Genomic DNA, 15302 nt, shown 5'->3' with positions numbered 1-15302 from the left:
TTGTAATAAACTTTTAATAATTTCCTCTTGTATAGACATGACCATCCATTATTCTACGTGCAGTTCTAAGAATTTTTACAGATTCAATTTTTTCCCCATTAGATTGAGCAATTGTATCTGTGACACCGCCTGGATGACCAATTGTAATTTTATCACTACTGTTTTGCACTAACTTATTAACTAGAGTTCCTTTAATACTAGCAGCTGCTGTTATACATACCGCACCTGTTATTGCAAGCGCCTTATGTGGCTTTTGCATTGACATCATTCTAACAACTAAATCCATATCTTCTTCTTTTCTTTCATTTCCACTTAAGTCTACATAATCAGCTGATGCTGATACAATTGTTGACTTTGGTACAGCTGGCGATTTTTTTGTTGCTTCTTCTTTACTGGCAAATCCACACATTTCAGCTGCTATAGAGCGTATTTCTTCTATTAGCTTTAACTTTTCATCTGTAAAGTCTTCTGGTAATTCAGTACCTTTTAATCCAATATCTCCAGCATTAATAAAAACTAGAGGATTAGCTGCATCAACAATTGAAATGCTTATTTTACCTATTGAAGTTTCAATGAAATCAATTACATTGCCTGTAGGTAAAAGCTTCCCCGTAACAGATCCCTCAGGATTGCAAAATCCTAGATATATTGGTGAACCTGGATTAGGTACCCCTGGAATATAGGCTTCACCTTCAGTTTTTGCACGCCCGTTTTCTACTTCTACTTCTGCAACTATTAATTTATTTGTGTTTGTATTTAATATTCTTACCGCTACCTTTTCGCCTGTAACTTCCACTAATCCTTCATCTATTGCAAATGGACCTACTACTGACGAAATATTCCCACAATTTCCTTTAAAATCAACTACTCTATCAGTTAAACTAACTTGAGCAAAAGTATATTCCACATCATACTCTTTGCTTTCTGCTTTTTTTATTATAGCAACTTTACTTGTTAATGAGTTAGCTCCACCTAGACCATCGATTTGTCTTGCATCAGGACTTCCCATTACATCTAAAAGGAAATCTGACCATTTAGTCTTATCCTTTGGCATATCATCATAATGAAATACTGCCGCTTTACTTGTACCTCCGCGCATTATAGCACATTTTACTTTATTCATTTTCAACTCTCCCTTAAAATATCGCTTCCTGTTAATATCTTGCGTAAATTTTCAATAAATAGTAAAATCATATTTAGATAATTTTTTATCACTTATTCTTTGAGATGTCATTGAATCACACCACATAATTTTAATGGCATCCCAAAGAATTTTTATAATTATTGAGTTTTTTATAATAGTACTTTTTAAAATTTATTGTATTGATTATTACAATAATTTCTTAATAAAGTTTAATTGTCCACCTGCTAACAACACTTCTTTTTGTCTGTCTGAAAGTGTTGCATACGCCTTAATTTCAAATCCTTGTGTTTCATTTGATATAACAAATTCACTCTTATTTACTAATTCTTTAACATTCTTAATGACTAATTTATCATCTTGATTTATTCTGTCGTAATCAGCTGCATCAGTAAATCTCAATGGTAGAATTCCATAATTAATTAAGTTATCATGATGAATTCTTGCAAAAGATTTCGCGAGTACTACTTGAACTCCTAAATACATAGGTGCAAGAGCAGCATGTTCTCTACTTGATCCTTGTCCATAGTTTTCTCCAGCTACTATGAATCCACCATTTTCACTTTCTTTAGCTCTCTTAGCAAATGTAGGATCTATTCCATTAAATACATATTGAGAGATAGCTGGAACATTTGATCTAAGTGGAAGAATTTTAGCACCAGCAGGCATAATATCATCAGTTGTAATATTATCTTCTGCTTTAATAAGACATGGTGCATTTATTTCTGAATCTAATTCTCCCCTTAATGGTAATGGTTGAATATTTGGTCCTCTTCTTACAACAACATCATCTGTATTTTCAACAGGTGCTTCTAACATTCTGTCATCTACAATACGATCCATTGATTCTTTTATTGTTTCTAGAATACTTACATCTACTACATCCTTAGGATCTATTATTACTCCTGCTATAGCACTAGCTGCTGCAACTTCTGGACTTGATAAATAAACTTGTGCGTCTTTTGTTCCACTTCTACCTCTAAAGTTTCTATTAGAAGTTCTTAGAGAAACTCCAGCTGATGGAGGTGCTTGACCTATACCAACACATGGTCCACATGCACTTTCAAGTACTCTAGCTCCAGAAGCAATTAATTTTTGAAGTATTCCATCTCTTGCTATCATTTCAAAAACTTGCTTTGATCCTGCCGCTACAGAAAGACTTACATCTGGATGAACACATTTTCCATCTAAAATAGCTGCTGCTTTAGCTAAATCGCTGTAAGATGCATTAGTACAGCTTCCTATAAATACTTGATGTAATTTAGTTTTTTCAAGGTCTTTTATCTTAACTACTTTGTCTGGCATACTAGGCTGAGCTACCATTGGTTCAATTTCATTAAGGTTTATTTCCATTACTCCATCATATTCAGCATCTTCATCTGGTAATAATTCTACCCAGTCTTTTTCTCTTCCTTGCGCTTTCATGAATTCATAAGCTACTTTATCACTTGGGAAAAGAGAAGTTGTTACACCAAGTTCTGCTCCCATATTAGTTATTGTTTGTCTTTCAGTTACGCTTAATGTTTCTACTCCTGGTCCAGTATATTCTAATACTTTTCCAACTCCGCCTTTAACTGTCATAATTCTTAAAATTTCTAAAATAACATCTTTAGCAGCAACTCCTGGGTTTAATTTTCCTGCTAACTTAACATTAATTACTTGTGGCATTACTAATGGGAATGGTTGTCCTGCCATAGCCATTGCTACGCTCATTCCTCCTGCACCTATAGCTATCATACCTAAAGCACCTGAAGTAGGAGTATGACTATCTGAGCCTAATAATGTTTTTCCTGGTGCTGCAAATCTTTCTGTATGAAGTTGATGACATATTCCATTACCTGGTCTTGAACAATATATACCATGTTTTTTAGCTATCGATTGTAAAAATAAGTGATCATCTGCATTTTCAAAACCTGCTTGTAATGTATTATGGTCAATATAGCTTACTGAAACTTCAGTTCTAACTTTTGGTATCCCTAATGCTTCAAAAGCTAAGTATGACATTGTACCTGTAGCATCTTGAGTTAATGTTTGGTCAATTTTAATTGATATCTCTTCGCCTGCAATCATTTGTCCTTCAACTAAATGTGATTGTAGAATTTTTCTTGTTATATTTTGTTTCACTTTTTTATACCTACCCTTCCATTAAGTAAAATATTTATTTTTAAATTGTATACTTGTATACAATTAATTGGATTGCATGATTTTCAAGTATTAGTAGTTGCTGTGTATATTATTTTTCATAATCAATTAATTCATATATCTTATCTAATAATTCACTAACCGAATGGTTTCTGCTTCTTCCACATGCTTTTGCACTATTATTACACAACAAACACTTTCTCAAATGTAAGCCAATTTCACTTCTGCTAACTTGTTCTGCATTTTTATTAATTACATCAAAGTCAAATAATCTTCCTAATTTATGACTTTCTTCAATAGCTGTAGTAATTCTTTTTATGACCCATTGACCTGCATCAACTACTAAGAATGCTTCGTCACCATCAGCAGTAGTTTGAACTATTTTACAAAGTAATTTTATATTTTGTTTACTCAATTCTTCTTCTAATAATTCAATCCCTTTTTTATGAATATTTGTAAATGTTGGATTTTGCTTTTCTACTCCTGGAATATTTAATGTAAAAGAAATCAAAGTATTTTGATAAATATTAATTAATTCTCTCTGCTTTTCAGCTCTTTTCTCTCTTGCATCAAGTATTTGTTCAAGTACTTGTTTTTCTTTAATCATATCAATTCCCCATTTAATTTATTTTACTTGTCTGATAACATCAATAATTGTTCCATCTCTGTATTCTACTATACCAACAATTTTGTCTCCATATTCAATTGGTTTTGCTTTTCCTGTAACACTTTCTGCTTTCTCTTTTAATTCTTCTATAGTAAATACAGGAAGTTTTGCTTTTTTAAATCTTTCAATTAAATCCTGTCTTAATGGATTTACTGCTATTCCTCTATCAGTAACTACAACATCAATTGTTTCTCCTGGAGTTATTACTGTGTTAACCTTATCTACAATTGTAGGTATTCTTCCTCTAATCAATGGACAAACAATCATTGCAAGTTTTGCACCTGCTGCAGTATCACAATGTCCACCTGAAGCACCTCTTATTACTCCATCTGAACCTGTAATAACATTAACATTAAAATCAGTATCTACTTCTAATGCGCTTAACATAACTATATCCAGCTTATTAACTGCACACCCTTTGTTATGAGGATTAGCATAGAAGGATGCACTTATTTCATAATGATTTGGGTTTTCTCCTATTGATTTTGCTGCTGTTAAGTCAAAACTTTGAGTATCAAATAGTTTTGAAATTAACCCTTCTTCTAACATTTCTACAAATTGCCCTGTAATTCCACCTAAGGCAAAACTAGCTTTGATATCTTTTTCAATCATTTTTTCTCTTATAAATCTTGCAACTGCTAGTGATGCACCACCTGTACCACATTGCATAGAGAATCCTGGAACAAAATAACCAGAAGCTTCAATTGCTGCTGCTGCATATTTAGCAATCAATAATTCTCTTGGATTCTTAGTATATCTTGTAGCACCTGATACTATACCTTTAGGATCACCAATAGCCTCAACTTTTATTACATAATCTACATCAGTTTGAACAATACTTGCAGGCACATTAGGATATCCAACTATATTATCTGTAATAAGTACTACTTTATCTGCTAATTCTGCATCTACCTTAGCATATCCTAATGATCCGCAGAATGATTCTCCACTATATCCATTTGCATTACCATATTCATCACAGCAAGGTACACCTAAAAATGCAACATCAATTTGTGAATCCCCTGCTTCTATAGCTCTAGCTCTACCACCATGAGAACGAATTATAATTGGCGTATCTAAAATTCCATTTGAGATAGCTTCAGCTAAAGGTCCTCTAACACCACTAGTGATTATTTTAGTAACCACTCCATTTTTGATGTGTTCAATTACTGGTTCATGTACTCCATTTAATGAACTTGGAGCTAATGTTAAGTTTTTAATTCCTAGTTTAGCAATAACATCTAGAACCATATTTAAAATAAAGTCACCTTCTCTAAAGTGATGGTGGAAAGATATTGTCATACCATCCTTAAGCCCAGATTTTACAACCGCATCTTCAATGCTATTCAATAATTTACTTTCTCCAGGCAACACTTGAGATATTTTACGTCCAAATTTACGTTTTTCAGGTTGGAAATCAAATGGTCCATTGTAAGCCTTTAGTTCTCCAAGTCCTTCTATATGTTCTGGTACTTCTCTACCAATTTTATTCTTAAGCAATTTCGTCTCCTCCTTCATTAACATATACACCTGCTGCTTCTGCTAACATAAGTGCTCTTTGAGCTCTTTCTATTATTGGCTTATCTACCATTTTCCCATCTAAAGATACTACTCCTGAGCCCCTCTTTTTAGCGTCTTCAGCTGCTTTTATTACTCTAATAGATTTATCTATTTCTTTTTGCGATGGTGTATATATTTCATGAACAGGTCCTATTTGTCTAGGATTAATTACTGATTTACCATCGAAGCCTAATTGCTTTATTAATTTAACTTCATTAGCAAAGCCTTCTTCATTATTTACATCTGAGTATACTGTATCAAAAGCATATATTCCTGCTGCTCTTGCTGCTAATATTATTTGACTTCTTCCAAATAATAATTCTATTCCTTCTGGTGAACGTGTTGTCTTTAAATCAGTTACATAATCTTCAGCACCAATTGCTATACCCATAAGTCTTTTGCTAGCTGTTGCTATTTCTCTTGCATTCATTACTCCTAATGCACCTTCAACTGCTGCCATCATCTTTGTCTTTCCAACTGGTATTCCTGCTTCTTTTTCTATTCTTGCTATTTCATTTTCTACATCTATAATATCCTGTGCACTTTCTGTCTTTGGAAGTCTTATAACATCAGGCTGTGCTCTAACTATAGCTTCTAAATCTTCCATTCCACATGTATCTAATCCATTTATTCTTACTACTGTTTCAATACCTTCGTAATCTATAGATTTTAATGCATTATATACTAAAAATCTAGCAGCATCTTTTTCGTTTAATGACACAGAATCTTCTAAGTCAAACATTATTGAGTCTGCTCCATAAATGTGTCCATCTTTAATCATGCCAGGGTTATTTCCTGGTATATACATCATGGTTCTTCTTAGTTTATACATTAATTTTCGCCTCCCCATTTAAAGTTAGTTTCTTCTGCTGCTCTTAAGGCTGCTGTCTGTACTCTTGCTTTTATAACGCAGTCCAATGCGCCCTTATCATTAGCAGTTACAATTGCACTCTCTATATTTAGCTCTTTTAGTGTACCCTCTATTACTTTTTTAATTTGTTCACCAAATTGCTTTTCTACTGAGCTTTTTAGATTTATTGATATCACTTTATCTGAATTTGGTTCAATTACTATTGTAATATCACTTGATTCCAGAGTTCCTGCCATAGCAGTATTTTTTATTTCCATAACTCTTCCTCCTACCTTGAATTCTAGTTATTTTAAAATTATTAAATTTTAAATCTTATTAATTATTGCCTTAGCTTCTGCTGATATTAAATAATTATAAGTTGACTCAGGAATTAAATTTTTCAATTCCAAGAAATTATTTTCCTTAATTAATTTCCTTACTCTTGATGCACTTGTTATATTATTTCCAAAGCCTATTCTTGGAACTTCAATAACCTCAACTTCATAACTTGGTAATATTTCTTTCATTGTTTCATTATATGTTTTAGTAACTTCACATGTCGGTTCTTCACCTATATATCTTCTGTTAATTCCTAGAGTTGGCACTATATATTCTGCAAAAATTTTAATATCTAATAAAGTATGAATTTTAACAACTTCATCTAATTTTTTTATAAAGTAAGATGGAAAAGTTGCACTTGAAATTATATACTCTTCACCCTTATGCAGCACTACATTTTTTAGATGCCTTAATCCTTCTTCAACTAATTTATATCTAACGTTAGCTGAGAAAACTGATCTGTCTTCTGAAACCACAAAAACATGAACTACATCACTTTCCTTAGCTGCTTTTTCAATCAAATATTTATGTCCTAATGTGAAAGGATTACAATTTACAACTACAGATGAAATTATTTTCCCTTCAACCTTTTTACTATGAATTCTTTCAAGAAAATTGCTTATTCCATTTGGATCGTTTTCTAATAATAGAACTTTTTTTGGCACTTCTTCAATTTTATAAAAGCCAAAATCTTTAAACATTTTATAATTATCTGGCTTTGTATATACAAATAAATGATTATTACCTCTTCTATATTGTTCACTAATTAAATCAGATACTATTTTATTTGATATCCCCATCCCTTTATAATCTTCATCTACAGCTATACATTTTAAAACTTTACTTTCGAATGAACCAGTAGCAATTAACTTACCATTATCATACAATGCAACTGTGTATTCTATATTGTTATCAAATCTCAAGCCTTGTCTGGTAAGAAACTCTTTTACCTCATTCAATTTTTTATAATCATTACCTTCAATAATTACCACTTCCAAATTAAGGTATTCCATACCATCACTTCCTTCATATTTATAGTAATATTTTATACACATTACATTATTTATAGCTTCATACCTGCTTTGAGCATCACTTCTCAATAATACAAAGCAAAGATTTTTATGACATATACCTGATTAAAATCATATTCGGAGTTGTGATTAATAAAGGTTATACTTTTGTATACCTGTATACAATTTGAAATAGAGATAGAATGTTTTTGTATACCTGTATACAATCTGTTTTGTAAAAATATATATCAAAATACTTTTTGTATATATCGCAATAGCTATTGTATACCTGTATACAATTCACTAAAATAAAAAACTTTGCTTTCTACAATTGATATTATAATATATATTTTAATACATTGCAATCGTTTTTACAAAAAAAATCAGGAATATTTACGCTTTATGTCACATTGTATACAGATATTCATTTTCATACTATGTAAAGTATACCTGTATACAACTAAAATTAAAACAAGTGAATTTCTTTTGATAAAAACCTCTTAGCATTTAATGTATGCTCTCTACCTATCTGTTCAGCTAATATTTCATCTTTATTCTCAAAAGCTTTAATTAATGCTTTATGTTCTTCCATGGCAATAATTCTTCTTTTATTCATAACCAATGTGAAATTTCTTAGCTTTGATAAATATTCATAAATCTGTTTCATTTGATCTATAAGTCTTTGATTATTACTAAAATCCATTATAGTATTATGAAATTCACCATGTAGTCTCCAGTATTCCTTAATATCATTATTATCAATACTTTGTTCCATTTTTAAAAGCATTTCTTTTAACCCTAATATTCGTGCTTCAGAAATATTAGCACACGCTAATCTAAATGCTAATCCTTCAAGAACTTCTCTAATTTCATATATTTCTAAGATATCTCTCTTTGATATGCCTTTAACGATAGTACCTTTTCTAGGAACATTCTCTGCTAAACCTTCAATTTCTAATTGTCTAAACGCTTCTCTAACAGGTGTTCTACTTACTCCCATCCCCTCAGCAATAGACGTTTCTACTAATCTATCTCCAGGCTCAAAACTTCCATCCATGATTGCCTTCCTAAGCCTCTCAAGTACTATTTCCCTAATAGGTCTTAAATCAGTGCTCTCAATCTTTTCAAATATTTGGTCCATTCATTCACTTCCTTACATCATGTCTATATTCTTTTATTTATCTTATATAAATATTACAACTATTATATTGTTATTGCTACAATATTTACAAAAAAATGTTGTTTTCTATATAATATTATACTTATATTCTAATATCTTTTATATATTCTTCTACAAGACTCAAAAACACTGTTATTCCTAATAGATCTGCACTTCCCCCAGGACTAATGTTTCTTTTTATAAACTCTGTACATAAATTATTTATTTTCTCTCTTCCTTTTGCCGTTTTCATCCCTCCTATTGCTATTATTTCTCGTGCTGATTCTTTAACTTCTTCTAACACTTCTACTGAATGTCTATAGATAATAGTAGAATCATTGCAAATTTGCATTATTCCAATAAGAGTGTGAACTAACCTATCATTAATACTTAATTCAAAATTCTCTTTATAAAAATTTAAAGAAAATTCAAAAACTGTTGGAATACCCCTTTCTACTTCTCCTCTTACTCCATCTGTTTTATATTTTAAAAATAATTTTTCACCATGGCTATTTGCATCAGATTTTTTTAAGGTTTCAAGTTCTTTCTTTACTATTCCTGCTGTCATCTCTTTTATGATACCTTGTATGTGTTCAAAACTCTTTTTCTCATAAATAACTTTTCCTATCGCAGCACATGTAATTCCCATTTGAAACAACATTCCTTTATGAGTATTTATGCCTTTAGTTTTTAGAAACATATCTTTTTCAGCTTTTATACCTATCTTCCTTATAGAATTAAATATTTCCTTACAGGACTTATCTGAAAATCCTTCTTGAACAAATAGTGTAAAATATTGATTTAATGCTGATGCACTATCAATAAATGTGAAAAAGTTCATATCTTTATGAGCACCACAAGATACTGGTGATACTAATCCTGGCGATGGATAGCAAGAGACTTCATATATCATAGCTTGAATTGCTAAGCCACTAATCCTCATTGCCACTTCGTTTATTTCAAACATCTTATTTCTATCCATTTATTTTCTCCACGCATCTTTTTTATATTTTTTGCATTATATGCAAAATTATTTAGCTAATTCACGTGATATTTTATCACAATTAATATCGAAATACTATCTTAATTCCAACCATAGTAATATTTCTTGGTCTTTACTATTATAGATTTAAGCACTTGAGTCTATATATCACGTTATTTCTAAAGCTAACAAAATTCAACTTTCATTTAATTAAAATCCAATAATTTTCTTTATTTGCACAATAAAAAATGCAGATTATATTGTTTTTTCTCCAATACGATCTGCTGTTTAATTGCTTCTATAATAGTATTATATACTAAATTTTTCTGCTAAACCAATTAATACTTGAGCAGTTTCAGCTTGACTTTGTGCTGATTTTGCAACTTCTGAAACTGCATGGGTCGTTTCATTTATACTGACTAATATATCCTCAGAATTATTAGCTGATTCTACAGATGTAGATGCTAATTCCTCTAATGCATGATTTATTTGATTTATGACTTCATTCATCTGCTCAGACGAATTTGCTATATCACGTGCTACGTCATTAACAAATTCAGCATCCTTTTCATATTGAACTCCTGTTTCTTTAAGTAATTCATAACTTGGTCTAACGTTATTTTCAAGATATTCTAATACTTCTTGTCCACTTTGTGAAATATTATCAAATGCTTCTTGTACTTTATAAACCATTCCTTGAATACTTACAACAGCATTTGAAGATTGTTCTGCAAGGGTTCTTACTTCTTCCGCTACTACAGCAAAACCTTTACCCATTTCTCCTGCTCTTGCTGCTTCAATTGCCGCATTTAGTGCAAGCAGATTTGTTTGCTCAGCTATCTCACCAATTGAATCTGCCATAAGTTTAACACTTTGCACGACTTTTCCATCTTCTATCGCTTTCAAAATATTTTTCCTATTTTCTTCATATATTATATTTCCTTGTTCTATATTATCATTTGCCTTTTCTTTTATCTTAATAGCTCTTTCTTTAATTTCAATTGCAGACTTAAAACTAATATTTGATTTCTTTGTTAATTCATTTGTTGTATTTCCTATTTCTTCTGCTGAAGCACTAACTTCTTGAGTTGTAGCGCTTAAATCTTGAATTCCCCTAGCTATTCTCTCAGTAGATTCATTAACCAATACCATCTTCGAAGATACTTCTTCTGATGTAGCTGATAATTGTTCACTAGCAGCACTAATATCACTTGCATTGTTAACTATCTCCGTTATAAGCGCCTTCATGTTGTCTTTCGCTTTATTTAAAGAATTAGCAACTTCACCAAACTCATCTTTAGAATTAATATCTACATTTTTAGTCAAATCCCCTTCACCCAATGCAATAGAAAATTTAACAATTTTCTTTAATGACTTTGAAGTAACTAATGATATTAAAACGCCAAGCATTATAGCTATAATTAATCCTAATGCTGTAATTCCTAGAACCATAATTTTAGAACCATTATATGCTATTAAGTTATTCTCAGCTGCGGTGTCTGCCTCACTCATATTAGTATTTATTATTTCATCAAGTGCTTTAAAAAGACCCGTTCTAGTAGCAGTCATTCCAGAAAGCTGTTTTTGAGCAGTTGGATAATCTCCATCCAGAACTGCATTAGATACCTTCTCTCCTATGCCTAAATATTCTTTTGATAGATTTTCTATTTTATTTAAAGATGCATTTTCCTTATCTGTAGAAAAATTATCCTTATAATTTACTAAAAGGTCGTTAGCTTTCTTGGTTGAATCCTTAAAATCATTTACTAGTCCGTCTAATTCACTTTTCTCTATTTTTTCCTTGTAAGTCATTTTTAATAATGTAGCTCTAATATTAAGATAATTTTGTTCTATGTTATTTAGTTGTTCTACTGATTTGAGATTGACATCGTGCATTAACATTGAATTTGACTTTATCTTATCCATATTATATATTCCTATTCCCCCTACAATTCCTATAAACATGGATAAAAATATAAATATAGAAATCAATTTAGTCATCATTTTAAGGTTATTAAACCTTCGCATCATATGTATTTCCTCCAATCCGATAAATTATTCACTCTATTTGTCGTATATTATCGAAGATGCTTTAGTTATTATTTATTTTTTATATTAATAAAATTCTAATTAAAATTAATATTCAATATATATCCAAATAATATAACTTCTTTAATTTAATGGCATGCAATACTTTTAATGGTTGGTATTTCTTATGTATGTGAAATTAAGTAATAGCATTATATTTCTTTTTAGCTATATTAATAAATTCCTTTGCTGCTTGTGATATATATCGATTTTTTTGATAACCTATAGCAAGTGTGCCGTGTGTCTTATTGTATTGTAACTGATAAATATTAACACCAAGCAAGGTATTCTCATCGAATACCAACTTTTTATTATTCATTAATGTTTTAGGATAGAAGGTAATCCCCATTCCCTTTACTGAAAGTGCTAACACTGTTTCAATACTTTCTGTCTCTAAAATAATATTAGGTTTTATCTGCTTTTCCTTAAACATTTCATCCGCAACAATTCTAACGCTATTTTTTGCATTAACCATTAAGAATGGACAATTTTTTAGTAATGAAATATCAACCTCTTTTTCAAGTTTTCTTTTTACTATACCATAACTATCCGGAAAGTACTTAGCTAATATATTATCTGGAACAATCATTAGAATTTCTTCATTACAAAGCGGTACACATTCAACATTCTCAACATTAAATGGTAACATTCCAATAATTAAATCTACATTGCCGCGAAATAATGCTGCATCTAATTCCTTTGAATTTCCTTCAAACAAATGCAGACTAATGCTCGGAAATTTTTCATTATATAACGGTAATATCTCAGGTAAAAAAGCTCTTCCTCTTGTATGAGATATACCTATATATAAATCTCCTCGCTTGAAGTCTTTAATGTCTACCAGTTCTTTTACAGATTGTTTCTTTAAATCTAACATTTTTGTAGCATTTTTCACCAAACTCTTTCCTGCCGGCGTTAAGGTTAATGGAACTGTTCGATTAAATAGTTCTACTTCTAAATCACTTTCAAGCTTTGAAATATGACAACTCAACGATTGCTGGGAAATAAATAATTTTTTTGCTGCTTTAGTAAAATTCAGTTCTTCTGCTACCACTAAAAAGTACTCTAAATTAAGAAAATTCACCATATTCTAACCCTACTTCTACCTTATTTAAATTTGAAGTATTAAATTAATATAAAACAATTTCACTTGCCTATATTAAATATTTTTATAAACTTCACTTAAATGATTTGTTAATTTTACGTTCTCATTATAATCAACTTGACAATCAATAACTACTGGCACCACTTGTTTAAATGCCTCTTCCAAGGTTGGAATTAAATCTTCTGCCTTTTCTACACGATAACCTTTTGCATACATACTTTCAGCAAATTTTACAAAATCAGGATTTGTAAAATCTACATAGCAGCTCTTGCCATATTGATCTTCTTGTTTCCATTTTATTAAACCATAATTACTATCATTGAATATTAAAACCACAATTGGTGTTCCAATACGTAATGCTGTTTCTAATTCCTGATTATTCATCATGAATCCGCCATCACCAACTATAGCTAGTACTTTCTTATCTGGATTTATTAATTTTGCTGCAACTGCACCTGGAAGACCAATTCCCATAGTGGCAAAACCATTTGAAATAATACATGTATTTGGTTCATAACAATTATAGTGCCTTGCTATCCACATTTTATGAGCACCAACATCCGAAATAACAATATCACTTGGCCCCATAACCTTTCTGACATCATTTAAAATTCTTTGTGGTTTCATTGGAAAAGCACTATCATCTGCATAGCTCTCATGCTCAGCTACCATTTTTTCTTTTATCTCTAATGCTTTTATCGGTTCTACTTTTCTTGAGGTTCTTCTCATTATATTATAAAGCGAATCTGAAATATCTCCAACGACTTCTACAACCGGTTGATAAAGCTTGTTAATATGAGCTTGACTTGTATCTATATGTACAATTTGAATATTTCCATTTATATTCCACTTTGCCGGAGCATATTCTACAATATCATATCCTATTGCAATCACTAAATCAGCCTCTTCAATAATTTTGTTAACATAATCCTTTTGCGGAATACCTATTGTCCACATTGAATATTTATTATCAAAAGGAATGATTCCCTTTGCCATCATTGTATTAATTACAGGAATCTTTAATTTTGATGCAAATTCTGTAACTGCTTTTCCAGAATTATTTCTAATAGCACTACTTCCTGCTAAAATAATAGGATTCTTAGCTTTAAATATTTCGCCTGCTGCTTCTTCGATAGTTGTTAAATCTGCATGTTCTTTGGGTTGAACCTTTCTTTGTAAAGGCTTTTCACCAATGCTTACAGGCATTTTTGCAATATTTACTGGTAAATCAATGTGACATGCTCCTGGCTTCTCGCTTTCAGCATATTTAAACGCAAGTCTTACAATTTCGTTTACAGTATCAGGGCGCACAATTTGCTTGGTTTTCCTTGTTATTGGTTCAAACATCTTGCAGAGATCTAAAAACTGATGCGATGTAATATGCATTCTCTCAGTACCAACTTGTCCTGTAATTGCAACGAGTGGAGCACCATCACTATCAGCATCAGCAACACCAGTTACTAAGTTAGTTGCTCCAGGTCCCAATGTTGATAAACAAACACCTGCTTTTCCTGTTAAGCGGCCATAAACATCTGCCATGAAAGCTGCGCCTTGTTCATGGCGAGTTGTAATAAATTTAATATTTGAGTTCAAAATTGCATTCATTACTTCTAGATTTTCTTCACCTGGAATACCAAAAATGTATTCTACTCCTTCGGCTTCAAGGCACTTCACCAACAGTTGCGCAGTATTCAATTGATTTACTTTCTTTTCTTCAGTATTCATCTTGAAATCTCCCATCTCATTATATTTAATAATTTATATATATTATTGTATCATTCAAGAGCTAGTATTTATAACCTATATCTTTAGATCCCTTTTTAACAAATAATTTCTTAATTTATAACTTTTTCTAAAATATCATACTATAATAAATAATGTTTTTCCAACACCTTTTACCTCGACTTATTACAACCAAATGGTTGTAATAAAACCAAAATATACTACATAAGAACGCAATATGAATTTTATGAAATATAAGAAACACCCTATATTTCTCCAGTTAATTCAGTAAAAGGCTATAACCTTCAACGAAGTTTCGTTAATATTTAACTACTCTTCTTATTACTAAATGCTTAAATTAAAACTCAAAATAACTTCTTAACTTTTTCATTCAAATTATTACAATACATATGATATCCAAGTGAATAATCAAACTTATAAATGGAATATACATGCATCCTTATGAAATTATAATCATAACACTACACTAGAAATTAGATACATATTTGTGCAAGCGGCATATGAAATTAAGCTGTG

Annotated in this window: 12 protein-coding genes; all 12 read right to left on the bottom strand. The window is 30.9% G+C overall.

Annotated features, from left to right (window positions below; all coding sequences use genetic code 11):
* Nucleotides 1-13: 13 nt before the first annotated feature.
* Nucleotides 14-1123, bottom strand: a complete 1110-nt coding sequence (locus tag L3B98_RS24310) for a PrpF domain-containing protein (protein WP_238918561.1) — start codon at nucleotides 1121-1123, stop codon at nucleotides 14-16.
* 207 nt (nucleotides 1124-1330) lie between these two features.
* A complete protein-coding gene (locus tag L3B98_RS24305) occupies nucleotides 1331-3265 on the bottom strand; it encodes an aconitate hydratase (RefSeq protein ID WP_238918560.1) in 1935 nt (644 codons plus the stop codon).
* Nucleotides 3266-3374: 109 nt separating this feature from the next.
* Nucleotides 3375-3890: a citrate lyase holo-[acyl-carrier protein] synthase gene (citX, locus tag L3B98_RS24300; protein ID WP_238918559.1), complete on the bottom strand. Its 516-nt coding sequence runs from the start codon at nucleotides 3888-3890 to the stop codon at nucleotides 3375-3377.
* Nucleotides 3891-3908: 18 nt separating this feature from the next.
* Nucleotides 3909-5450, bottom strand: a complete 1542-nt coding sequence (gene citF, locus L3B98_RS24295; RefSeq protein ID WP_238918558.1) for a citrate lyase subunit alpha — start codon at nucleotides 5448-5450, stop codon at nucleotides 3909-3911.
* On the bottom strand, nucleotides 5443-6342 hold the full coding sequence (citE, locus tag L3B98_RS24290; RefSeq protein ID WP_238918557.1) for a citrate (pro-3S)-lyase subunit beta: 900 nt from the start codon (nucleotides 6340-6342) through the stop codon (nucleotides 5443-5445). The genes citF and citE overlap by 8 nt, the downstream gene beginning before the upstream one ends.
* Complete coding sequence (gene citD / locus L3B98_RS24285) at nucleotides 6342-6638, bottom strand: citrate lyase acyl carrier protein (protein ID WP_238918556.1); 297 nt, start codon at nucleotides 6636-6638, stop codon at nucleotides 6342-6344. Before citD ends, citE begins: the two co-directional genes overlap by 1 nt.
* Before the next feature lie 48 nt (nucleotides 6639-6686).
* The gene (gene citC / locus L3B98_RS24280) at nucleotides 6687-7712 is read right to left on the bottom strand and encodes a [citrate (pro-3S)-lyase] ligase (RefSeq protein ID WP_238918555.1); all 1026 of its coding nucleotides are present in this window, start codon (nucleotides 7710-7712) and stop codon (nucleotides 6687-6689) included.
* Between the two features lie 463 nt (nucleotides 7713-8175).
* On the bottom strand, nucleotides 8176-8850 hold the full coding sequence (locus L3B98_RS24275; RefSeq protein WP_015393818.1) for a GntR family transcriptional regulator: 675 nt from the start codon (nucleotides 8848-8850) through the stop codon (nucleotides 8176-8178).
* Between the two features lie 121 nt (nucleotides 8851-8971).
* Nucleotides 8972-9850, bottom strand: coding sequence for a triphosphoribosyl-dephospho-CoA synthase CitG (gene citG / locus L3B98_RS24270; protein ID WP_015393819.1), 879 nt, complete (start codon nucleotides 9848-9850; stop codon nucleotides 8972-8974).
* A 309-nt stretch (nucleotides 9851-10159) separates the two neighbouring features.
* Nucleotides 10160-11881 (bottom strand): methyl-accepting chemotaxis protein, encoded by a 1722-nt coding sequence (locus tag L3B98_RS24265; protein ID WP_238918554.1) that lies wholly within the window; start codon nucleotides 11879-11881, stop codon nucleotides 10160-10162.
* Between the two features lie 196 nt (nucleotides 11882-12077).
* Nucleotides 12078-13025, bottom strand: coding sequence for a LysR family transcriptional regulator (locus tag L3B98_RS24260; protein ID WP_077364320.1), 948 nt, complete (start codon nucleotides 13023-13025; stop codon nucleotides 12078-12080).
* Nucleotides 13026-13097: 72 nt separating this feature from the next.
* Nucleotides 13098-14768 carry an acetolactate synthase large subunit gene (locus L3B98_RS24255; RefSeq protein ID WP_238918553.1) on the bottom strand — a complete coding sequence of 557 codons (1671 nt, stop codon included), beginning with the start codon at nucleotides 14766-14768 and terminating at the stop codon, nucleotides 13098-13100.
* Nucleotides 14769-15302: the final 534 nt, after the last annotated feature.

It is taken from the genome of Clostridium sp. YIM B02555 (genome assembly GCF_022320955.1).
In the GTDB taxonomy this organism is placed as follows: domain Bacteria; phylum Bacillota; class Clostridia; order Clostridiales; family Clostridiaceae; genus Clostridium; species Clostridium saccharoperbutylacetonicum.
Note: the sequence above shows the minus strand (reverse complement) of the source record. Positions and strands in the feature narration are given on the sequence as shown.